At 41.6% G+C, this 23,235-nt stretch carries 17 protein-coding genes and 1 other annotated feature; of the genes, 16 read left to right on the plus strand and 1 reads right to left on the minus strand.

Going from position 1 to position 23,235, the window contains the following annotated elements:
• Window positions 1-6 precede the first annotated feature (6 nt).
• From BJR36_RS11430 to BJR36_RS11510, 16 genes are all read left to right on the plus strand, one after another.
• Window positions 7-489, plus strand: coding sequence for a hypothetical protein (locus tag BJR36_RS11430; RefSeq protein ID WP_091234317.1), 483 nt, complete (start codon window positions 7-9; stop codon window positions 487-489).
• A 328-nt stretch (window positions 490-817) separates the two neighbouring features.
• Entirely contained in the window at window positions 818-2,035 is a 1,218-nt protein-coding gene (locus tag BJR36_RS11435) for a flagellin N-terminal helical domain-containing protein (protein WP_091234319.1), read from the plus strand.
• Between the two features lie 698 nt (window positions 2,036-2,733).
• Window positions 2,734-2,913: a YjfB family protein gene (locus BJR36_RS11440; protein ID WP_091234321.1), complete on the plus strand. Its 180-nt coding sequence runs from the start codon at window positions 2,734-2,736 to the stop codon at window positions 2,911-2,913.
• Between the two features lie 288 nt (window positions 2,914-3,201).
• Window positions 3,202-5,112: a methyl-accepting chemotaxis protein gene (locus BJR36_RS11445; RefSeq protein WP_242875542.1), complete on the plus strand. Its 1,911-nt coding sequence runs from the start codon at window positions 3,202-3,204 to the stop codon at window positions 5,110-5,112.
• A 92-nt stretch (window positions 5,113-5,204) separates the two neighbouring features.
• Window positions 5,205-6,899, plus strand: coding sequence for a methyl-accepting chemotaxis protein (locus tag BJR36_RS11450; RefSeq protein WP_091234324.1), 1,695 nt, complete (start codon window positions 5,205-5,207; stop codon window positions 6,897-6,899).
• Between the two features lie 301 nt (window positions 6,900-7,200).
• Window positions 7,201-8,895, plus strand: coding sequence for an HD domain-containing phosphohydrolase (locus BJR36_RS11460; protein ID WP_091234329.1), 1,695 nt, complete (start codon window positions 7,201-7,203; stop codon window positions 8,893-8,895).
• A 334-nt stretch (window positions 8,896-9,229) separates the two neighbouring features.
• On the plus strand, window positions 9,230-9,379 hold the full coding sequence (gene rpmG / locus BJR36_RS11465) for a 50S ribosomal protein L33 (RefSeq protein ID WP_091234331.1): 150 nt from the start codon (window positions 9,230-9,232) through the stop codon (window positions 9,377-9,379).
• A 32-nt stretch (window positions 9,380-9,411) separates the two neighbouring features.
• Window positions 9,412-9,618 carry a preprotein translocase subunit SecE gene (gene secE / locus BJR36_RS11470; protein ID WP_091234333.1) on the plus strand — a complete coding sequence of 69 codons (207 nt, stop codon included), beginning with the start codon at window positions 9,412-9,414 and terminating at the stop codon, window positions 9,616-9,618.
• A 16-nt stretch (window positions 9,619-9,634) separates the two neighbouring features.
• Complete coding sequence (gene nusG, locus BJR36_RS11475; RefSeq protein WP_091234336.1) at window positions 9,635-10,150, plus strand: transcription termination/antitermination protein NusG; 516 nt, start codon at window positions 9,635-9,637, stop codon at window positions 10,148-10,150.
• 79 nt (window positions 10,151-10,229) lie between these two features.
• On the plus strand, window positions 10,230-10,655 hold the full coding sequence (rplK, locus tag BJR36_RS11480) for a 50S ribosomal protein L11 (protein ID WP_091234338.1): 426 nt from the start codon (window positions 10,230-10,232) through the stop codon (window positions 10,653-10,655).
• 114 nt (window positions 10,656-10,769) lie between these two features.
• The gene (gene rplA, locus BJR36_RS11485) at window positions 10,770-11,462 is read left to right on the plus strand and encodes a 50S ribosomal protein L1 (RefSeq protein ID WP_091234341.1); all 693 of its coding nucleotides are present in this window, start codon (window positions 10,770-10,772) and stop codon (window positions 11,460-11,462) included.
• A 75-nt stretch (window positions 11,463-11,537) separates the two neighbouring features.
• Window positions 11,538-11,687 (plus strand) — a sequence feature (ribosomal protein L10 leader region).
• A gap of 41 nt (window positions 11,688-11,728) precedes the next feature.
• Window positions 11,729-12,217 (plus strand): 50S ribosomal protein L10, encoded by a 489-nt coding sequence (gene rplJ, locus BJR36_RS11490; RefSeq protein ID WP_091234343.1) that lies wholly within the window; start codon window positions 11,729-11,731, stop codon window positions 12,215-12,217.
• 130 nt (window positions 12,218-12,347) lie between these two features.
• Window positions 12,348-12,719, plus strand: coding sequence for a 50S ribosomal protein L7/L12 (gene rplL / locus BJR36_RS11495; protein ID WP_091234345.1), 372 nt, complete (start codon window positions 12,348-12,350; stop codon window positions 12,717-12,719).
• 509 nt (window positions 12,720-13,228) lie between these two features.
• Window positions 13,229-17,074, plus strand: a complete 3,846-nt coding sequence (gene rpoB / locus BJR36_RS11500) for a DNA-directed RNA polymerase subunit beta (RefSeq protein ID WP_091234348.1) — start codon at window positions 13,229-13,231, stop codon at window positions 17,072-17,074.
• Between the two features lie 25 nt (window positions 17,075-17,099).
• A complete protein-coding gene (gene rpoC, locus BJR36_RS11505; RefSeq protein WP_091234350.1) occupies window positions 17,100-20,753 on the plus strand; it encodes a DNA-directed RNA polymerase subunit beta' in 3,654 nt (1,217 codons plus the stop codon).
• Between the two features lie 608 nt (window positions 20,754-21,361).
• Complete coding sequence (locus BJR36_RS11510) at window positions 21,362-22,126, plus strand: DeoR/GlpR family DNA-binding transcription regulator (protein ID WP_091234354.1); 765 nt, start codon at window positions 21,362-21,364, stop codon at window positions 22,124-22,126.
• A 300-nt stretch (window positions 22,127-22,426) separates the two neighbouring features.
• Here BJR36_RS11510 and BJR36_RS11515 read toward each other — a convergent pair whose 3' ends face one another.
• Window positions 22,427-23,215, minus strand: coding sequence for a triose-phosphate isomerase (locus BJR36_RS11515; protein ID WP_091234357.1), 789 nt, complete (start codon window positions 23,213-23,215; stop codon window positions 22,427-22,429).
• Window positions 23,216-23,235: the final 20 nt, after the last annotated feature.

Below are 23,235 nucleotides of genomic sequence, written 5' to 3' on the forward strand. Positions count from 1 at the left end.
CGACAGATGGAAATGATGGGAAACTACATGGATATCATGATAAGAAGCCTGGAAAAGAAGAACGGGATTCTGGAGCAGATGCTGGAGCTGAATGAGGAGCAGGGCAGGATGCTGGCGGAGCCGAAGCTCGACGAGGAAGCTTTCAGGGAGAGTGTCCGGAAGAAGTCGGAAATGGTCGAGGAGATCCGCCTGCAGGATGCCGGATTCGAAAAACTCTATGAGCGGGTGAAGTCGGAGCTTCTCAGGAACAGGGACAAGTACCGGGAAGAGATTCAGGAGATGAAGAGTCTGGTTGCCCTGGTCATGGATCATACCGTGTCTGTCAGAAACCTGGAAGAAAGGAACAAGACGTCGCTGCAGAACAGGTTCTGGAGGGAAAAGCAGGAGATCAGGCAGGCAAAGAAGACCACGCGGGCGGCGGCCAGCTATCTCAAGAGCAGCGGACTCATGGGGTATGTGGAGCCGCAGTTTATGGATAGAAAAAAATAGAAAAATTTTTAAAAAAAGTGGATTTGGGTGTTAAGTATCGGCCGGGGATGACGATATAATAGGTAAGCAGGAGCGGATTGGAGCGTACGGCCAGGATGCTTTTGCAGAAGTTTGCCGATGTGCTGAAAGTAAACATGGCGTTGAAAATTCTTTCGATTTGTTGAAAGTATTCATTGATGAAATTCAACAATAAAGCAACGTTATGCTTACAAGGACAAGTAAAAAGCAACAATTCAACAACTATTCAACATGGTGGTAGGTTCAAAGAGCTTAACTACAAATAAGGACAAGGATGTCTGGAAAACAAAATTCAAGGAGGGATTTTATTATGATCATCAATCACAATATGAACGCTATGAATGCTCATAGAAATATGGGGATGAACACAATTAACACAGGTAAGTCAATGGAGAAGCTTTCTTCAGGTTTAAGAATCAACAGAGCTGGTGATGATGCGGCAGGTCTTGCTATTTCAGAAAAGATGAGAGGTCAGATTAGAGGTCTTGACCAGGCTTCGAGAAATGCTCAAGATGGTATTTCATTAATTCAGACTGCTGAAGGTGCATTAAATGAAACGCATTCAATTCTTCAAAGAATGAAGGAACTTTCTACTCAATCTGCGAATGGTACACTAGATGACACTGTTGATAGAGCTGCTATTCAGACAGAAGTTAACAAGTTAAATGAAGAAATGGATAGAATAGCTTCTACAACTAATTTTAATGGTAAAAAGCTTTTGGATGGTTCTATTGGTGCAGGAGCTACAAGTGTAGCGGGATATGATAAGACTTTAACTTTAGCAACAGCAGCAGCAACGGTTACATCGGTAAACGGAGTTGATGCGAAAGCTGCCGATACAATTACATCAGCTGTAACTGGTTCTGAAGTAACGTTTACATCAACAGATGCAGCAGGAAATGCTACAACTAAAGTTGTGGATATAGCAGATGTTTTAACTGATAAAGAAACAGGGGGAACATTTACGGCTGCTACAGGTAAGCAGGGAGTTATTGACCTTACATCAGTTGGACTAGGTAGAATTGAGTTTACGGCTCAAGATGCGACTGCTGATGCAGCTACACTGGCGGCAGATTTGAATACTTTCTTTACTGCTGGTAAAGCAGTTGTTGGAACCCCTGGAGCAGGTGGTTCATTACAGCTTCAGGTTGGCGACTCAACTGATTCAGCGCAGAAGGTTTCTGTTGATATATCAAGTATGAGTTCATCATCTTTAGGCGTAGGCGGTCTTGATGTTTCAAGTCAAAGCGCTGCTACTGCATCTATAGACAAGGTTAAAAATGCTATAAATGCTGTTTCCACTCAAAGAGCTAAGTTAGGTGCAACACAGAATAGATTAGAGCACACAATTAACAACTTAGGAACAACTAGCGAGAACTTAACAGCAGCGGAATCAAGAATCAGAGACGTAGACATGGCTAAAGAAATGATGACATTCTCAAAGAACAACATTCTTAGCCAGGCAGCTCAGGCTATGCTTGCTCAAGCTAACCAGCAGCCACAGGGCGTTCTTCAGTTATTAAGATAATTGATAAGCTTATAAAAGCAATAATAAGGAGTCAGGGTGAAAACTCTGGCTTCTTTTGTGATTTTTTCGAAAGGGAATAAAGACGCTCCGGTCGCAGGCTCCCTCCGCTAAAGTACCAGGCACCATGTACAAAGTGTGAATGAATAATGAATAAAAAATGAACAAGCGAATTGCGGGCACGAAGATGCAGTGGTATCTGCCTCCGTGAACAGATAATGAAGGTTATTCGGTATCAACAAACAGAACTTCGGGTAAAAGCTACAACACTGATTTTGAAACAGAAAGACGCTCCGGTCGCAGGCTCCCTCTGCTAAGGTACCAGGCACCATGTACAAGATGTGAATGAATAATGAACAATAAATGAACAAACGAATTGCAGGCACGAAGATGCAGTGGTACCTGCCCCCGTGAACAGATAAAGACGCTCCGGTCGCAGGCTCCCTCCGCTAAGGTACCAGGCACCATGCACAAAGTGTGAATGAACAATGAACAATAAATGAACAAACGACTTGCGGGCGCAAAGATGCAGTGGTACCTGCCCCCGTGAATAGATAATGACGGTTATTCGATACCAGCTAACAGAACTTCGGGTAAAAGCCCAAACCCTGATTTTGAAACAGAGTTGCAGCTTTTATGTAACTGGTAGCAGAAAAAGCGTGCAAAGACTTGCATGAAGAAAGTAAGTGGGAGGTGATCGGATGGACATAGCAGCATTATCAATAATAATGAGTCAGTCAAGAGTACAGGAATCAGCTGGCATTTCGGTAATGAAGATGGCAATGGATACAGGAAAAGAATCGGCTGCCCAGATGACAGAAATGATGAAGAACATGGCAGTAGATCCTAATCGAGGACTGCATTTGGATGTTCGAGTATAGGTATTGATGAAGAGAAGAACGAAAGTTAAAGTTGGAATTATATGGATATGAGAGTCATGGCGAATATGGTACAGAGAAAGACTTTCTTCGCTCCTTAGAAGTGCAATGCGAAAATTAGAAAAAGGATTTGCCCAAAAAGATGAATATGAATGAACGTTATTTCAAAATAAATTAGATCAATAGGTGAGAATAATGATGAAAAAGAGAGTTATAAAATAGAATTCAATACGTACCAAGTTAGTAGTATCAATGATAGCGCTGTGTGTTCTACCGCTTATTATTTTAGGGATGGGTTCCTATCAGCAATTAAAATCCAAGCTGGATGAAAAGCTAAGATTGACAAGCACACAGACCTTGTCGCAGATAAATGAAAGTTTGCAGGAATACTTTAATGGAATGACTCAATTGATATCTGTGGCTACGGATAATTATCATATAAATCATATAAATGAAGGCGATCATATAACCTATGCAATCGATTTGCCGAAAAATATGAAGGAAAATAATGCAGATATCCTAAATGTGTATTATGGTCTTGCAGACAAGGGAATACATATATATCCCGAAACCGAATTACCTGATGATTACGATCCTACAACGAGACCCTGGTATCAGGATGCAGTTGCTAAGGAGGGCAATGTGATATTGACAACTCCGTATGAAGACGCTTCTACTGGAGACAATGTTATCACAATAGCAAAAGCAGTAGTGAGCAATGGCAAGGTTATCGGGGTGATTGCGATGGATTGCTCATTATCTACTTTGACGGAGAAGATAGGCCAGAAGAAGGTGGGAAATAGCGGCTATATTTTTCTCGCGGACCAGGAGGGCAAGATCATTGCACATCCTAACAGCGAATTGATCAATACGGATACGGCAGCAAAACTGTCATTTTGGTCACAGGCCAAAAAAAATGATAGCGGTTTTGTTGACTATAATTATAATGATGAAAATAAATTTGGGGTATTTCAGACGAATGCGATTACCGGTTGGAAACTGGTTGCGACTCTTGATGACGAAGAGCTTACGGATGATACGAAATCCATATTAAATACCACGTTCATAATTATTGCGTTGATGGCTTTGATATCAATTGGAGTTTCTGTATTTATTAGTTCTGGAATTTCAAAGAACATATCAATGCTCATGTATGTGTTTTCGAAAGCATCCCATGGAGACTTTACAGTAACAATTAAGACAAAAACAAAAGATGAATTTAAAGACTTGGCAGAGTCGTTTAATATTATGATTAAAGATGTATCAAATCTTTTAGGAAATGTGATCCGTTCAGCGGAAACAGTAGAAGAAACGTCCTCTCATCTGGCCTCTATGTCTTCAGAAGCAACACTTGCCGTAGGTGAAGTTGCAAAAGCAATTGACGAAGTTTCCAGAGGTGCAATTACGCAGGCAGAAGAGACGCAGGAAGGTGTCAATGGTATGGAACGGCTGTCAGTAAAACTGGATGAAATTAATGGGAATTCCGATGAAATGGATTTGATAGCAAATAATACAAAAGCGCTAAGCTCAAATGGTCTTATCATGGTTGAAACATTAATTGAAAAGTCCAATAAGACAAAAGCCGCTACGGATGAAGTGAATCGAATTATTGGGGATATGTATGAAAGTTCATTGCAGATCAGTAATATTTCAGACGCATTGGCAGCAATAACGGCACAGACTAATTTATTATCCTTGAATGCAAGCATAGAAGCCGCAAGGGCAGGCGAGGCAGGCAGAGGGTTTGCTGTTGTTGCCAGCGAAATCAGAAATCTGGCAGAGCAGTCTAAGAATTCGACAGAAGAGATAAAAGCAATTATTGAAGATATTCAGTCTAAAGCTTCTAGTGTGGCGGAATCGATCAAAGGTACAAACTTTGTTGTCCAGGAACAAGATGTTGCGGTTGTCGAGACGCAGCAAATATTTGATAAAATACTGAACTCCATTAGTGAGATGGCAAATAAAGTAAGAGAAATAAGGGAATCAATAAAAATAACAAATGAGAATAAATCGGCATTATTATCATCTATGGAAAATATATCAGCAGTATCTCAGGAAACAGCGTCTGCATCTGAAGAAGTAACTGCTTCCACAGAAGAAATAAATGCAACCATGGAAGAATTCACTAGATATTCTGAAAATCTGAAAAATGTAGCGGATCAACTTGGCGTAGAAGTTGGTAAATTTGTAATACAAAAATAGGGTCCGAATACGAAGGAAAGACTGATAAATTATAAAAGTGAAAATATGTACAGATGATTCAAATAGCGTCAGAACGAGGGGAATAAAAAAATATGAAAATAAAGTGGAAAATTGTGTCGGCATCCATAGGGATTATCGTATTATTGACATTATCAATTGTGTTATTTACTCATGAGAAAGTGAATAGCCTTGTTTTCAGTAAAAACAGTGAGGAATTACAGAATTATTCCAATATGGGGCTTCAGTTGTTCGAACGGTCGTATGAGGGCAGCTGGTCCATAAAGGAGGGCAGACTTTTTAAGGGTGATATACAGATTAATGAAAATTATGAATTGATTGATGGCTTTACAAAAGGGAGCCAGGTTCTTGCCACGGTGTTTCAAAATGATATGAGAATCGCGACCAATGTGCAGGATGAAAGTGGAAAGAGAATGATTGGAACGCGGGCATCTGAGGAAGTGATAGACCAGGTCATTAAACAAGGCAGGCCATATTTGGGCACTGCCAATATTCTTGGAAAGTCCGCCCAGACATATTATATTCCGATTAAGGATGAAGGCGGAACAGTAATTGGGATGTGGTTCGTTGGAATTTATACAGATGTGGTTTCGAAAAAGATTGATGATGCAATGATGATCATTGTCTGTCTGGCAGGCATATTATTAGTGGTCGCTGTTCTTGTAGCATATTTACTTGGGAATACCATTGCCAAAGGTATTAAAAGGATTCAGGACAGGCTGCATCTTATGGAAGAAGGAAAATTTGATTTCTGTTTTGAAGAAAAGCTGCTGAAGCGAAAAGATGAAGTTGGTGCTATTGCGCGTTCATCTTATAACATGCAGAGCAAGATAGCGGAAATAATAAAAAACATCCAGATTGAATCTGAGAATGTAAAAGGGATTTCAAGTCAGACTTTTAAGAGAATGGAAGAAGTGCATAGTAATATTGAAGATATTTTAGCAACAACAGAAGAGTTATCAGCAGGAATGGAAGAGACATCAGCTTCGACAGAAGAAATGAATGCCTCTGCCTGTGAAATTGAATCGGAAGTTTCTGACATGAAAGATCGCACATTACGTGGAGAGAATCTGGCGCATGAGATAAAACGGCGTGCAGGAAAACTGAAGGATGAGACAGGGAAATCGCATCAGAACGCAATTGAAATCTATGATAGGACCAACATACAGTTGCGTGAATCAATCAAGAGGACAGGAGCGATAGAAGAAATTAAGGAGCTGTCACAGACTATTCTGCAAATTACAAGTCAGACTAATCTTCTGGCCCTGAATGCCGCAATAGAAGCAGCCAGAGCGGGCGAGGCCGGCAGGGGATTTGCCGTCGTTGCAGATGAAATCAGAGTGCTTGCAGAAAATTCTAAAAATGCTGTATCAAGGATTAATGATATTACCTATAACGTATCAGAAGCAGTAGAAAGTGTTGTACAAGATTCAAAAGCATTGCTTGATTTTGTGGATAATCAGGTTCTGAACGATTATGAAATGCTTGTAGATACCAGCAGGCAATACGATCAGGATGCGGATTCGGTGCAGCAGGTTGTAACAGAGATTCATATAATTGCGGAGCAGTTATATGAAACGATCCAGCAAATGAGACAGGCTATCGATGAAATTACAACCGCAGCGGGCGAAGGCGCTCAAGGAACAACTGATATAGCAGCAAGAGTAGCAGATATTGCTTCCAAAACAGATGATGTGTTGCATCAATCAATGGAAAATAAAAAAAGTGCAGAAAAACTGGACGAAATGGCGGGCTTCTTTCTGTTATAGGTTTTAAATAACCTGTCGAAGAGGTTAATAGAAAAACATAAAAATCAGAAAAACTTTTAATAAATTTTGAAACCGGGTTATCATTTTGGCTGTATTGTGTTATGCTTTTATTTAAAACAAGTCCTAAGGTTTGTGGTTCTGACTGGATATTTCCGGGTAAAAACCGCAATAAGCAGCAAACATTCCTGGATACAGCAACAGCAGCAATCAGCATCATGGTTATCATTTGGGGATTTGAATATTTTTGTACAATGAAACTATACTTCCTGGACCTTGGAAAGCGGATTTCTGAGAAAATGAAATGAGGAATTTGGTGGTAAAAAAAATAAAAAACAATATGGTTATCATCATGATTATCAGTTTAATCAATATGCTTCTTGTTTTCTTGTTTTATCAAGGCGATCTGATTATAAAAAGAGAAGTATATGGAAAGAATATTGAACATGGAATGACAAAATGCGCTGAAGTTGCCAATGGTCTGGACAATATTATTTACCTTGGCGAAAACATTGTTAATTTTATTGATCGGGATTATCAATATTTATCAGACACAAATAATCTGGATAGTATGAAAGAGATGTTGATAAATCAGACTTTTGAGTTGATCAACCAGAATGAAAAATATTTTGAAAATCTGTATATAGGGTATGATCAATATGTATTCAGTGCTGAAAATGGAGTGTATGAAAACTTTTCGCCTGTCGGAAGGCCCTGGTTCGAGAGTGCACTGGAAAGAGACGGACTGGTTATAACAAGTCCCTATGAGGATTTTTATACAGGTGAGACGGTGATCACGATTTCAAAAAGAATCGGAAATACTGATGGCGTTGTGGGGCTGGATATCCTGCAAACAAAAATACTGGAAATGTTAAAAAGGGAAACGGAGAGTGCGGATAGTATAAAGTTGGGCTTTATTATTAACCGGGATGGAATTATCATTGCAAGAACGGATGGTGAACATACTGGGAAATCAGTTGTTGACAGTTCTCTTGCAAATGCAGATAAGCTGGAACCTTACTATGAACAATTACTGAAGGATGATTCGGGTACAATCATGTTTGATCAGGAAGGCTACGCTTATGGCCTGGTCCACCAAAAAACCGCATCCGATTGGCAGGTCGTGTATGTGGTTGATAAAGAAGTGATGAGCAGTGAAACGATGCTATTAAGGCGTCAGTTTGAAATCTATTTTGTAATATCATTCCTACTGTTAAACTCTGTCGTCATTGTTTATAACTACAAAAGACATAAGGCTATAAAATTGAAAGAACGTGCAGAAAATGCAGAAAAAAATCTGCTGGAACACAAAAAACAGCTGGAAAATCTTGTGAACGAAAGAACGGAGAAGATACTGCTGCAATCGAAAAAGTTAGAGGAATTAAATACTGCAGTTATCGATAATTTGGCTGATGTTGTAGAGTTTCGTGATTTGGAGTCAGGACAGCATATCAAACGAATGAAGAATTATGTGGAAATTGTCATAAAGAAGGCAATAGAGTTATACCCGGAGTATGCCAGTTACCAGGACAAAATCGGTAAGATATGTGAGGCTTCTGCGCTGCATGATATAGGTAAGATCGGAATATCGGACCTGATTCTGTTGAAACCAGGAAAACTCACCATAGAAGAATTCGAAGAGATCAAAAAGCATACGATTATTGGAGGAGAGCTGGCGGCAAAAATCCTGGAAAAATATGATGCGGATTTAAAAGAGTTTGGCTATCAAATATGCAGATATCATCACGAAAGATATGATGGCAAAGGATACCCGGACGGCTTGAAAAATGAAGATATACCATTTTGCGCACAAGTGGTTGGAATTGTGGATGTTTATGATGCCCTGATCGAGAAAAGGGTATATAAGAAGCCATTCAGCCATGAGAAGGCTATTGAAATGATTGTAAATGGAGAATGTGGGAAGTTTTCGGAAAAGATCATAAACACTTTATTGCTGGTGGAGGATGAATTAAAAGCGATCGGTCATGAAAATAATTGATTTCATTCTAAAGGGCGGGTGTGGTGCCCGCCAAACCCACCCGGAACCGGACTTGCGGAACTTTCGCATCCGGTTCTTCGCTTTAAAGCAGCAGAAATGCCCGGGTAATCGGTCTGTCTGAAGCAGGTAGTGGATAACCTTTCCAAAATTCTCCTTGCATTTTCCCCTGTTTAGTGTTAAAATATTTAAATCTCACAGGCAAAAAGGCAAAAAGAGTTGACGAATTAAAGGTGTTTGTGATATATTAGACTAGCGATGGAAGTAGGTCTTTTTTTTATGCCTAAAAACAAGAAACAATTCAACAAACAAAGAAATTTAAGTGGAGGTGGAAGTTGTGCGCGTAAAGATAACATTGGCATGTACAGAGTGTAAACAGCGTAATTACAACAGTACAAAGGATAAGAAAGCTCATCCTGACAGAATGGAAACAAAAAAATACTGTAGATTCTGTAAAACACACACATTACACAAAGAAACTAAGTAAGAAATTAGAAAACTGACAAAGGAAGTGTAGGAATGGGAGAAACTGTAGTTGCAGAAAAAGCCCCCAAAAAGAGCTGGTTCAAAGGTCTTAAAGCAGAATTTAAGAAAATTTCCTGGCCAGACAAGAAATCACTTGGTAAACAGACTACAGCAGTTGTAGTCGTATCTATCTTCTTAGGTGTAATTATTTCCGTAATCGATCTGATCGTAAAATACGGAGTCGAATTCCTAGTAAAATAAAGGCAAAGGTGATTTTATGTCAGAGACAAACTGGTATGTAGTCCATACCTATTCAGGGTATGAAAACAAGGTTAAGGCCAACATTGATAAAACAATTGAAAACAGACATCTTGAGGATCAGATTCTTGAAGTAAGGGTTCCGATGCAGGATGTTGTCGAAGTGAAGAACGGTGCTAAAAAGCAGGTTCAGAAAAAGCTCTTCCCGGGATATGTTCTTATCAATATGATAATGAATGATGACACCTGGTATGTTGTAAGAAACACCAGAGGTGTTACCGGATTTGTTGGTCCTGGATCTAAACCGGTTCCACTCACTGAAGCCGAAATGAAACCATTAGGAATCAGAACAGACGAGATTGCAATCGACTATGGTGTGGGTGACAGTATTATCGTTACCGGAGGAGTCTGGAAGGATACCGTTGGTATGGTTCAGACAATCAATCAGCACAAACAGTGCGTTACAATCAACGTTGACCTGTTCGGCCGTGAAACGCCGGTAGAAATAAGTTTCACAGAAGTTAAAAAAATGTAACAAAGTAAAAGCGTCCGGTATTGCCGGATCGTGGGAGGGAAATCCCCGCAAACACCACATTATTTAGGAGGTGCCTAAAATGGCAAAGAAAGTCACAGGTTATATCAAATTACAGATCCCTGCTGGAAAGGCAACACCAGCTCCACCAGTTGGTCCTGCACTTGGACAGCACGGTGTAAACATTGTACAGTTCACAAAGGAATTCAATGCTAAAACAGCAGATCAGGACGGAATTATCACTCCTGTAGTTATCACTGTTTATGCTGACAGAAGCTTCAGCTTCATCACAAAAACTCCGCCTGCAGCTGTATTACTTAAGAAAGCCTGCAACCTCAAATCAGGTTCTGCAGTTCCTAACAAGACAAAAGTTGCTACAATTACAAAAGCTGAAATTCAGAAAATCGCTGAATTCAAAATGCCTGACTTAAATGCAGGAAGCCTTGATGCAGCAATCAGCATGATCAGCGGAACTGCAAGAAGCATGGGTATCACTGTAGTAGAGTAGCGGATGACCATTGAGTCTGAATATGTTTTTGAACTTAATGCAGAACTAAAAAAGGAAACATCAAACAAACGTGGGAGGGTTTGCTCCCGATAATACCACTAGGAGGTTATTTATATGAAACGAGGAAAAAGATACGCTGAGGCTGCTAAATTAGTAGACCGCGCAACTCTTTACGATACAGCAGACGGTATTGCATTAGCAAAAAAATCTGCAGTAGCAAAATTTGATGAAACAATCGAAGCTCACATCAGAACAGGCTGTGATGGACGTCACGCTGATCAGCAGATCCGTGGTGCAGTTGTATTACCACACGGAACTGGTAAGGTAGTTAAGATCTTAGTTTTCGCGAAAGGCGATAAAGTTGCAGAAGCAGAAGCAGCTGGAGCAGATTTCGTAGGCGGAGAAGAATTAATACCTAGAATCCAGAACGAAGGCTGGTTTGATTTCGACGTAGTAGTTGCTACACCTGACATGATGGGTGTTGTTGGTCGTTTAGGACGTGTACTCGGACCTAAAGGATTAATGCCAAACCCAAAAGCTGGTACAGTTACTATGGACGTTACGAAGGCAGTTAACGACATCAAAGCTGGTAAGATTGAGTACAGATTAGATAAAACAAACATTATCCATGTGCCAATTGGAAAAGCTTCATTCACTGAAGAAAAATTAGCGGACAACTTCCAGACGCTTATCGCTGCAATTGTCAAAGCAAAACCATCAGCAGTTAAGGGACAGTTCTTGAAGAGTGTAACACTTACTTCAACTATGGGACCTGGCGTAAAACTTAACCCTGTTAAGTTCCTGTAATAATTTTGTGTTGACATCTGCAATATAGAATGTTATAATTCAAAACTGTGGAACGCAGTTAATGTGTTCTGCAGTTGTAAAAGCAACAAACTGCCGTAGACAGTAGGTGCCGTAAGGCATAAGTTTGAAACGCCTACCGAGGATATGATTTCTGATAAGAATGAATTCTAAATCCTCTTTGTCTTAGGAGCAATCTGAAGATAAAGAGGATTTTTTTAATCTTAGAGGCGACCGGCAGAAAAATCTTATAAGGAGGTGCACCATTAATGGCAAAAGTAGAAATTAAGAAACCTATCGTAGAAGAAATTTCTGAAAGCATCAAGGACGCACAGTCAGTTGTATTAGTTGACTACCGTGGACTTACAGTAGAACAGGATACGAAATTACGTAAACAGTTAAGGGAAGCAGGTATTACTTATAAAGTTTATAAGAATACAATGATGAACTTTGCATTCAAAGGAACTGCTTTCGAAGCTCTTGCTCCACATTTAGAAGGACCAAGCGCAATCGCAATTTCAACTACTGATGCGACAGCTCCAGCGAGAATCTTAAATGATTTCGTTAAAACAGCTCCAGCATTAGAATTAAAAGCAGGCGTTGTAGAAGGAAAATACTACGACGAAGCAGGCATTAAAATTGTTGCTGCTATTCCATCAAGAGAAGTTCTTCTTGCGAAGTTACTTGGAAGCATGCAGTCACCAATCACAAACTTTGCTCGTGTTATCAAACAGATCGCAGAAGCAAAAGAAGCTTAATCTGGCAGCTTAAGACAGATGACGGGGTCTGGACCATAAGTCCTGAAGAACCCGGAAAAACAGTAATCACAATAAGAAACGGATAACCGTTCTATTGTCAAAACAAAAAAATAATCGGAGGTACAATAAAATGGCAAAATTAACAGCAGCAGAAATGATCGAAGCAATCAAAGAATTAACTGTAGTAGAATTAAATGATTTAGTAAAAGCATGTGAAGAAGAATTTGGTGTATCAGCAGCAGCAGGTGTTGTAGTTGCAGCAGCTGGCCCAGCAGCAGAAGTTGAAGAAAAAACTGAATTCAACGTAGAATTAACTGAAGTAGGCCCTAACAAAGTTAAGGTTATCAAAGTTGTTCGTGAAGCTACTGGCTTAGGCTTAAAAGAAGCTAAAGAAGTTGTTGACGGAGCTCCAAGCATCGTTAAAGCTGACGCAGCTAAAGCAGAAGCAGAAGAAATCAAAGCTAAACTTGAAGCAGAAGGCGCTAAAGTTACTCTTAAGTAATTAAAGCCTTTTTACATTTGGAAATGCCTGCATTCCGGCCTGGCCGGTTGCAGGCATTTTTGCGTTATAAGAGCATGTCCAGTGAAGTTGGTCCATGCCCCTGTAATGCAAAACCCTCCGGGGGATGTGCAGTCGGGCTTTTGGTATATGATTGGCTGCCACGGGAGTTGAAGCGGCGAATCCACTTTTTGTGATTTCATTTGCCAGCCGAAGCACAGCGATGCAAAACATGGCTTGATGAGCAGCTTTATGAAGACGTTGGTACTTAGGCCGCGTATTCTGCGGCCTTACGTACCACTACGCCTTCATCTAAGTGAGAGCGCGCTGCGAATAAACATGTTTTGCATCGCGTCCTGTAAGAAAAAACAAAAAAGCCTTGACAGGTCTTGTGCTTTGTGTTAGCATGGAGAATGCACTATTGTGGTGGCATATGCCTAAGAATGAATGCACTAGTTTAGTCTATCAAAATAACTGCATTTAATATATAAAAAACAAGGGGTGAAACGTCAATGGAGAAAAACAGAATACGTCCTGTAAAAAGTGGTAAAAGTGTTCGGATGAGTTATTCAAGACAAAAAGAGGTACTCAAAATGCCTAACTTAATTGAGGTTCAGAAGGATTCCTATCAGTGGTTTCTGGATGAAGGTCTCAGGGAAGTTTTCGCAGATATCTCTCCAATATCCGATTATAGCGGACATTTAAGTCTTGAATTCGTGGATTTTGTTTTATGTGAAGATGATGTGAAATATTCAATCGAAGAATGTAAAGAGAGAGATTCGACTTATGCTGCGCCGTTAAAAGTCAAAGTAAGACTGTACAACAAACAAACTGACGAAATTAATGAGCATGAGATCTTTATGGGTGACCTGCCGTTAATGACAGCAACCGGAACATTCGTAATCAATGGAGCTGAAAGGGTTATCGTAAGCCAGCTGGTTCGTTCCCCGGGTATTTATTATGCAATAGGTCATGATAAGATTGGTAAAACATTATATTCATCAACTGTTATTCCTAACAGGGGTGCCTGGTTGGAATATGAAACAGACTCCAATGACGTTTTCTATGTTCGTGTTGACAGAACCCGTAAAGTACCGATCACTGTTCTTATCAGGGCGTTAGGCTTTGGTACGAATGCTGAAATCATTGAATTATTTGGCGAAGAACCTAAGATAATGGCGAGTATCACAAAAGATACTTCAGACAGCTATCACGAGGGTCTTTTAGAGTTATACAAAAAAATCCGTCCAGGCGAACCGCTTACTGTTGAAAGTGCAGAGAGCCTTATCACCAGCATGTTCTTCGATCCGAGAAGATATGACCTGGCCAAAGTCGGAAGATATAAATTCAACAAAAAGCTTGCTCTGAGAAACAGAATCAGAGGACATATCCTTTCTAATGATGTAATTGATACGACTACTGGAGAAATCCTTGCAACAGCAGGAACTGAAGTTACGCTTGAACTGGCAGATACAATCCAGAATGCAGCTGTTCCTTCTGTAATGATTCAGGGAGAAGAACGCAATGTGAAGGTTATCTCCAATATGATGGTAGAGATCACTAATTTTGTCGACTGCAATCCTAAGGAATTAGGAGTTACGGAAGAAGTGTTCTATCCTGTTCTTGCTAAAATCCTGGAAGAAAATGAAAGCCAGGAAGACATTTTTGATGCAATCAAAAAGAATATCGCTGAGCTTATCCCGAAACATATTACGAAGGAAGACATCATTGCTTCTATTAACTATAATATCCACCTTGAATACGGAATCGGAAATGCCGATGACATCGACCACCTTGGAAACAGAAGAATCAGGGCGGTAGGTGAACTGTTGCAGAACCAGTACAGAATCGGTCTTTCAAGACTGGAACGTGTTGTAAGGGAAAGAATGACGACTCAGGATCTGGACGGAATTTCTCCGCAGTCCCTGATCAATATCAAACCAGTAACTGCAGCTGTTAAGGAATTCTTCGGAAGTTCCCAGCTTTCACAGTTCATGGATCAGAATAACCCTCTTGGTGAGCTTACTCATAAGAGACGTCTTTCAGCGCTTGGTCCTGGCGGTCTTTCACGAGACAGAGCCGGTTTCGAGGTTCGAGATGTTCACTATTCCCATTATGGAAGAATGTGCCCTATCGAAACACCTGAAGGTCCTAACATCGGTCTGATCAACTCCCTTGCTACCTATGCAAGGATCAATGAGTACGGCTTCATTGAAGCGCCATACAGAAAAATCGACAAAACAGATATCAACAATCCTGTTGTAACTGAAGAAGTTGTTTACATGACAGCGGACGAAGAAGATAACCATCACGTGGCACAGGCGAATGAGCCTCTGGACGAAAACGGACACTTCAAGCACAACAGCGTTTCGGGCCGTTACAGAGAAGAAACACAGGAATACGAAAAGGGCGCATTCGATTATATGGACGTGTCTCCTAAGATGGTATTCTCAGTTGCGACTGCGCTTATTCCATTCCTTGAAAATGATGATGCTAACCGTGCCCTCATGGGATCGAACATGCAGCGTCAGGCCGTTCCACTTCTTATTACAGAAGCACCGGTTGTAGGTACAGGTATGGAACCAAAGACGGCTGTCGATTCAGGTGTATGCGTTGTTGCCCGTAAATCAGGCGTTGTTACAAGATCCACTTCAAAGGAAATCACAATCAAAAACGACGATGGAAGCAGAGATGTTTACCGTCTTACGAAATTTGCACGAAGCAACCAGAGCAACTGCTACAACCAGAAGCCGATTGTGTTTAAAGGCGAAAAAGTCGAAGAAGGCCAGGTTATCGCTGATGGACCTTCCACACAGAATGGTGAGATTGCCCTTGGAAAGAATCCGCTGATCGGATTTATGACATGGGAAGGCTACAACTATGAAGATGCCGTTCTGTTAAGCGAAAGATTAGTACAGGAAGATGTTTATACATCAGTACATATAGAAGAATATGAAGCAGAAGCAAGGGATACCAAGCTCGGACCAGAAGAGATCACAAGGGACGTTCCTGGCGTCGGCGATGATGCTTTAAAAGACCTTGATGAAAGAGGTATCATCAGAATCGGTGCCGAAGTACGTGCCGGTGACATCCTTGTCGGTAAAGTAACTCCTAAGGGAGAGACAGAACTTACTGCAGAAGAAAGACTGCTCCGCGCAATCTTTGGAGAAAAAGCAAGAGAAGTAAGGGATACTTCATTGAAAGTGCCTCACGGCGAATACGGTATTGTTGTTGATGCAAAAGTATTTACCAGAGAAAACGGTGATGAACTTTCACCTGGCGTTAACCAGGCAGTCTGCATCTATATCGCTCAGAAGAGAAAAATCTCTGTTGGTGATAAGATGGCCGGCCGTCATGGTAACAAGGGTGTTGTTTCCAGAATTTTACCTGTAGAAGATATGCCGTTCTTACCTAACGGACGTCCTCTTGATATCGTGCTGAACCCTCTGGGCGTTCCTTCACGTATGAACATCGGTCAGGTTTTGGAAATCCACTTAAGCCTTGCGTCAAAAGCATTAGGATTTAACATTGCAACTCCTGTATTTGATGGTGCAAACGAAGATGACATCATGGATACTCTGGAACTTGCAAATGATTATGTAAACCTTGAATGGGAAGAATTCAAGGCGAAATATGAAAATGATCTTCTTCCTGAAGTAATGGACTATCTCTGGACAAACAGAGCCCATAGAGCTGAATGGAAAGGTGTTCCGCTTTCACGTGACGGTAAAGTCAGACTGAGAGACGGCAGGACAGGAGAATATTTTGACAGTTCGGTAACAATCGGACACATGCACTATTTGAAACTGCATCATCTTGTTGATGATAAGATCCATGCACGTTCAACAGGTCCTTACTCACTTGTAACACAGCAGCCGCTCGGTGGTAAAGCACAGTTCGGTGGACAGAGGTTTGGTGAAATGGAAGTTTGGGCACTGGAAGCTTATGGTGCTGCATACACGCTCCAGGAAATCCTGACAGTTAAATCTGATGATGTGATCGGACGTGTTAAGACTTATGAAGCAATCATCAAGGGAGATAATATTCCTGAACCAGGAATTCCGGAATCATTCAAGGTTCTTCTTAAGGAACTTCAGTCTCTGGGACTTGATGTCAGAGTATTGAGAGAAGATCGTACAGAAGTTGAAATTATGGAAACGATAGATTACGGCGATGCTGACCTGAATACCATTATCGAAGGTGACAAGAATGTTGGTTTTGAAGAGAGTAGATCATACGGAGCACTGGGCTTCAAAGAACAGGTCTTTGAAAATGAAGAGCTTGTAGATTTTGAAGAACCGGAAGACGACGATGAAACATTTTTTGAAGACGAAACAGTTTCTGACGATGATATGTAATTTCAAATAGAAGGGAGTGCCATAGATGCCGGAAACAACAAATAACGAAACCTATCAGCCGATGACGTTTGATGCGATTAAAATCGGATTAGCTTCCCCTGAAAAAATCAGGGAATGGTCAAAAGGCGAGGTAAAAAAACCGGAAACTATAAATTATAGAACCTTAAAACCTGAAAAAGACGGTCTTTTCTGTGAAAAGATCTTCGGACCAAGCAAGGACTGGGAATGTCACTGCGGTAAATACAAGAAAATCAGATATAAAGGTGTAGTATGTGACCGATGCGGCGTTGAAGTAACCAAAGCCAACGTCCGTAGGGAACGTATGGGCCACATCGAGCTTGCAGCTCCAGTTTCACATATCTGGTATTTCAAGGGTATCCCCAGCCGTATGGGTCTTATACTTGACCTGTCTCCAAGGACGCTTGAAAAGGTGCTTTATTTCGCATCCTACATCGTACTTGAAAAAGGAGAGACAAACCTCCAGTACAAGCAGGTGTTGAGTGAAAAAGAATACCAGGAAGCAAGAGATACTTATGGAAATAAATTCAGGGTCGGAATGGGAGCGGAATCCGTACAGGAACTTCTCCAGGCAATCGATCTTGAAAAAGAGGCAAAAGAACTGAAGCACGGTCTCAAGGATGCAACTGGACAGAAAAGGGCAAGAATCATAAAGAGACTGGAAGTTGTTGAAGCTTTCAGAGGTTCAGGAAACAAGCCTGAATGGATGATCATGAATGCAGTCCCTGTAATTCCGCCAGACCTTCGTCCGATGGTTCAGCTGGATGGCGGACGTTTTGCGACATCCGATCTGAATGACCTTTACAGAAGAATCATCAACAGAAACAACCGTCTGCAGAGGCTGTTGGATCTTGGAGCTCCTGATATCATCGTAAGAAATGAAAAAAGAATGCTTCAGGAAGCAGTTGATGCCCTGATCGATAACGGCAGAAGAGGAAGGCCTGTAACAGGACCTGGAAACAGGGCACTGAAATCACTTTCAGATATGCTGAAAGGAAAATCAGGACGTTTCCGTCAGAATCTTCTCGGTAAACGAGTCGATTATTCAGGACGTTCGGTTATCGTCGTAGGACCGGAACTTAAGATCTACCAGTGCGGTCTTCCGAAAGAAATGGCTATCGAATTATTCAAACCTTTTGTTATGAAAGAATTAGTGGCAAACGGTACTTCGCATAATATTAAAAATGCTAAGAAAATGGTTGAAAGGCTTCAGCCTGAAGTGTGGGATGTATTAGAAGATGTCATCAAAGAACATCCGGTTATGCTTAACCGTGCACCTACTCTCCATAGACTTGGTATCCAGGCTTTTGAACCGATCCTTGTTGAAGGTAAGGCAATCAAGCTTCATCCGCTGGTATGTACTGCATACAATGCCGATTTCGATGGTGACCAGATGGCTGTCCATCTGCCTTTATCAGTAGAAGCACAGGCAGAATGCCGCTTCCTGCTGTTGTCACCAAACAACCTTCTGAAACCTTCAGATGGTGCTCCTGTTGCCGTTCCTTCACAGGATATGGTTCTTGGTATCTATTACCTTACACAGGAAAGACCTGGAGCTAAAGGAGAAGGACATTTCTTCAAGAATCTGAATGAAGCAATTCTTTCCTACGAAAATGAAGGAATAACACTTCACTCCAGGATCAATGTCAGGTCAGTAAAAACGGATGCTGATGGAAATGAAGTTATGGGAGTGATCCAGTCGACTTTGGGACGTTTCATTTTCAATGAAATTACGCCACAGGATTTAGGCTTTGTTGACAGGACCAATCCTGAAAACTTATTCAAGTTAGAAGTTGATTTCCACGTAGGAAAGAAACAGTGTAAACAGATACTTGAAAAAGTAATCAATACTCATGGCGCAACAAAGACTACTGAATTTTTAGATGATCTGAAAGCTATGGGTTACAAATATTCTACAAGAGCAGCAATGACAGTTTCTATTTCTGATATGACTGTGCCGCCTGAAAAGCCACAGATGATCCAGGAAGCACAGGATACGGTTGACAGGATTACAAAGAACTACAAACGTGGTCTTATTACTGAAGAAGAGAGATATAAAGAAGTTGTAAACACCTGGAAAGATACGGATGATCGTCTGACGACCGCCCTGCTTACAGGACTTGATAAGTACAACAATATCTTTATGATGGCGGATTCCGGTGCCCGTGGTTCTGACAAGCAGATCAAACAGCTTGCCGGTATGCGTGGACTTATGGCGGATACATCTGGCCGTACAATCGAGCTCCCTATCAAATCAAACTTCCGTGAAGGTCTTGACGTACTGGAATACTTCATGTCAGCCCATGGTGCCCGTAAAGGTCTTTCCGATACAGCCCTCCGTACAGCGGATTCAGGTTACCTGACAAGACGTCTTGTTGACGTTTCGCAGGAACTGGTTATCCGTGAAGTGGACTGCTGCGAAGGAAAAGAAGCTCCGGGAATGTATGTAACTGCATTCATGGACGGAAATGAAGAAATCGAAAGCCTTCAGGAAAGAATCACAGGAAGATATTCCTGCGAAATCATCACAGATGATGAAGGAAAAGTAATCGTTAAGGCAAATCATATGATTACACCGAAACGTGCAGCCGCAATTGTCAAGACAGGCGTTGAAATGGTTAAGATCCGTACAATCCTTACATGTAAATCCCATGTAGGCGTATGTGCGAAATGCTACGGCGCCAACATGTCAACAGGTGAAGCTGTACAGGTAGGTGAAGCAGTAGGTATCATTGCAGCCCAGTCTATCGGTGAACCGGGTACACAGCTTACGATGCGTACATTCCATACGGGCGGTGTTGCCGGCGACGATATCACACAGGGTCTTCCCCGTGTCGAAGAACTTTTTGAAGCCAGAAAGCCAAAGGGTCTTGCTATCATCGCTGAATTCGGCGGTGTTGCAAACATCAAAGATACAAAGAAGAAACGTGAAGTTATCATTACTGATAATGAAACCGGAGAGATGAAGGCATATCTGATTCCTTATGGTTCAAGAATCAAGATCCAGGACGGCGTTACATTAGAAGCGGGCGATGAGCTTACAGAAGGTAGCGTTAACCCACATGATATCCTGAAGATAAAGGGTGTTCGTGCGGTACAGGATTACATGATTCAGGAAGTTCAGAGAGTTTACCGTCTCCAGGGCGTTGAGATCAACGATAAGCATATCGAGGTTATCGTTAGACAGATGCTTAAGAAAATCAAAATTGAAACAAACGGCGATTCCGATCTTCTGCCTGGAACATTGGTTGACGTTCTTGATTTCAATGACATAAATGAAAAATTGATTGAAGAAGGCATGGAACCAGCAGAAGGAAAACAGGTAATGCTCGGTATCACCAAAGCATCCCTTGCAACCGACTCCTTCATGTCAGCAGCATCCTTCCAGGAAACTACAAAGGTTCTTACGGAAGCTGCAATCAAAGGCAAGATCGATAACCTGATTGGCCTCAAGGAAAATGTTATCATCGGTAAACTGATTCCTGCAGGTACAGGTATGAAGAGATACCGTTCTGTAAAACTTGATACAGATACAAAAGAAATCGAGCTTACGGAAGATTTGCTGGAATTTGAAGAAATCGAGAATGGATTCGATGAAGAAGAGCTGATGCTCGAAGAGGATTTCGCGCTCGATGATTCAGAGAACGATGCTGAAGAGTAGAATGTTGATACGGTAATCCGGAAGGAAGACCGAATAGTGAGCAGATCATATTGACAAGCCGGACATTTTGGTGTCCGGCTTGTTTTTTTTGTTTTTGGGAGTAGAGTGTCAAAAGCCCATTTACAAAAGGGGGTTCGTCAATTTGCACAGTTTTTTGTAATGAGGACGTCATACAAAACGTGTTGATTCGCAACGCGCTCTCGCTTAGATGAAGATGTAGTGGTACGTAGGGCCGCAAAACACGCGGCCCAAGTACCAACGTCTTCATAAAGTTGCTCATCAATTCATGTTTTGTATGACTGTGTTGTAGCTGGCAACTGTGCAAATTGACGAAGCTGAACGTTGTAGAGGGCTTTTGACGCGCTAATCTTTATAGGAAATTCCTTGGAATTCCTATAAATCAAAAAAGCTCCGTGAGGAGACGCATGACGTGTAGTCGGGCTTGTATTATTTGACTGACTGGTGCTAGTGATTCCTCTGTGTGAAAACGACAACGGTTACTTTCGTTTTGTTTTCACTTGTTGCATTTTAGTTGTTAATAGGGTAGAATATATGTATGGGATAAAATTTGCAGGTTTCAGATACTATACATAGATTGGAGCGGGGATATGATGAAAAAAAGGATGGATTTTATTATTCAGGAGCTTGAAGAAAAAGGTAGTGTGCGTGTGGCGGATCTGAGCAGACAGCTTGGGTGTTCGGAAGTGACGATCCGGAATGACATCCAGAAGCTTGAAGAAAGAGGACTTCTTGTCAGGACGCATGGAGGGGCTGAAAGTATCGGGGCTCAGCTGAATATAGCTTTTGATGGCGGGAATGTATACAAAAATGGAGATAAAAAAAGGAGAATTGCTGAAAAGGCATATACATACATTGAGAATAACGATACAATCATTCTCGATGATGCCTCAACAAGCTACTATCTGGCGAAGTGTATAAAGGAGAATGCCTCAAAGCACCTTATTGTGATTACGAATTCCCTTGTTGCGGCAGGTATGCTGGCTGATGTGAAGCATGTGGATCTTTTTATGCTGGGAGGCCAGGTTGGTGGAAAACTGGCATCCACAATGGGGGATGTTACGGCAAGATATCTGGAAGAATGCCATGCGAATAAGGCTTTCATCAGTGCTCACGGCATTAATTTCGATGTCGGTATTACATCTATAGGTTCGCCCCAGATGCAGGTGAAAAATGCGATTCTCAGGGCCAGCAATGAGGTGTTCCTGCTGGCTGACAGCAGCAAATTCGGAGGGGGATATATACTTACCGTATGTCCGCTCTCGAGAATTGAGCGTATCATTACCGATGATGAGATCAAGCCTGAATATATGAAAAAGGCGGAAGAATCAGATGTAAAACTTGATATTGTGTAGGGCGGGATATTCGTGTATAATTCATTTAGAATATCATGCTTATAGAAACGGGATTTATGCGCAGCGTCATGTTGCGCCTGTCCTGGTTTAGATAACAAAAATAGAGACCGGAATTCAATTTGCTAAAGAGAAATTGAATTCCGGTCTTTTTTGTTTATAGGAGTGGAGTGTCAAAAGTTCATTTGCAAAATGGTATTAGTCAATTTACACGGTTTTTTGAATGAGGACGTGATACAAAACATGTTGATTCGCACCGCGCTCTCGCTTAGATGAAGACGTAGTGGTACGTAGGGTTGCTGATCAGATGGCGATATTCTGGCTGTAATGCTTCTGTGCATCCCGGATCAGCGTATTGAATGCATCCGCCTCCCATGCGCTTCTGCCGACGAAGAGCCCGTCTATGGATGGCTGGACGATCAGATCGTTTGAATTGCCGGGATTGACGCTTCCGCCATAGAGAACGGGAATTTCCTCTGCGGCCGTTCCGAAAATCTCGAGCAGACAATTCTTGATGATCCGATGTTTCTCTTCGGCATATTCGACGGTTGCCGGTATTCCGTTGACGCCGATTGCCCAGACTGGCTCATATGCAACCAGGATTCGGGATATATTTTCCGGTGAAACGTTGTGGAATCCGACTTTCAGCTGTGTCCGGATAATTTCATCGCTAATGCCGTAATTTTTTTCGTCCAGAGTTTCCCCTACGCATAAAAGAGCGGTGAATCCATGCTCCAGTGCGGTCTTTACCTTCAGATTTTCAGTTGAATCCTTTTCACCGAATATGTGGCGCCTTTCTGAATGGCCGATCATTACAAGGTCCAAAGCCAGTTCCTTGAGCATGAGAGGGGAAATTTCACCAGTGAACTGTCCCTGGTCTTCCCAGCATATATTCTGGGCTCCGAGCTTGACCAGGTTCCTGTCGATGCACCCTGCAGCGCTGCTCAGGGATGTGTAGGATGGAATGACGAACAGTTCCATGTCATTTCTGCTGATGTTGCTTGTAAGGTCTGCCAGTTCCTGCAGATAAGAAGTGGTGTCTTTGATGTTTTTGTACATTTTCAGGTTTGTACCAAAATATAATTTTTTCATATGGCTGCCTCCGTGGCTGC

Source organism: Anaerobium acetethylicum, assembly GCF_900096945.1.
Taxonomy (GTDB): Bacteria; Bacillota; Clostridia; order Lachnospirales; family Lachnospiraceae; genus Anaerobium; species Anaerobium acetethylicum.

Bases quoted from the DNA above. Each gene is read 5' to 3' on its own strand.
- BJR36_RS11440 (WP_091234321.1), top strand. From the start codon at position 2,734: ATGGACATAGCAGCATTATCAATAATAATGAGTCAGTCAAGAGTACAG.
- rpoC (WP_091234350.1), top strand. From the start codon at position 17,100: ATGCCGGAAACAACAAATAACGAAACCTATCAGCCGATGACGTTTGAT.
- rplJ (WP_091234343.1), top strand. From the start codon at position 11,729: ATGGCAAAAGTAGAAATTAAGAAACCTATCGTAGAAGAAATTTCTGAA.
- rplK (WP_091234338.1), top strand. From the start codon at position 10,230: ATGGCAAAGAAAGTCACAGGTTATATCAAATTACAGATCCCTGCTGGA.
- secE (WP_091234333.1), top strand. From the start codon at position 9,412: ATGGGAGAAACTGTAGTTGCAGAAAAAGCCCCCAAAAAGAGCTGGTTC.
- rplL (WP_091234345.1), top strand. From the start codon at position 12,348: ATGGCAAAATTAACAGCAGCAGAAATGATCGAAGCAATCAAAGAATTA.
- nusG (WP_091234336.1), top strand. From the start codon at position 9,635: ATGTCAGAGACAAACTGGTATGTAGTCCATACCTATTCAGGGTATGAA.
- BJR36_RS11460 (WP_091234329.1), top strand. From the start codon at position 7,201: ATGAGGAATTTGGTGGTAAAAAAAATAAAAAACAATATGGTTATCATC.
- BJR36_RS11510 (WP_091234354.1), top strand. From the start codon at position 21,362: ATGATGAAAAAAAGGATGGATTTTATTATTCAGGAGCTTGAAGAAAAA.
- BJR36_RS11445 (WP_242875542.1), top strand. From the start codon at position 3,202: ATGGGTTCCTATCAGCAATTAAAATCCAAGCTGGATGAAAAGCTAAGA.
- BJR36_RS11450 (WP_091234324.1), top strand. From the start codon at position 5,205: ATGAAAATAAAGTGGAAAATTGTGTCGGCATCCATAGGGATTATCGTA.
- rplA (WP_091234341.1), top strand. From the start codon at position 10,770: ATGAAACGAGGAAAAAGATACGCTGAGGCTGCTAAATTAGTAGACCGC.
- BJR36_RS11435 (WP_091234319.1), top strand. From the start codon at position 818: ATGATCATCAATCACAATATGAACGCTATGAATGCTCATAGAAATATG.
- BJR36_RS11515 (WP_091234357.1), bottom strand. From the start codon at position 23,215: ATGAAAAAATTATATTTTGGTACAAACCTGAAAATGTACAAAAACATC.
- rpoB (WP_091234348.1), top strand. From the start codon at position 13,229: ATGGAGAAAAACAGAATACGTCCTGTAAAAAGTGGTAAAAGTGTTCGG.
- BJR36_RS11430 (WP_091234317.1), top strand. From the start codon at position 7: ATGGAAATGATGGGAAACTACATGGATATCATGATAAGAAGCCTGGAA.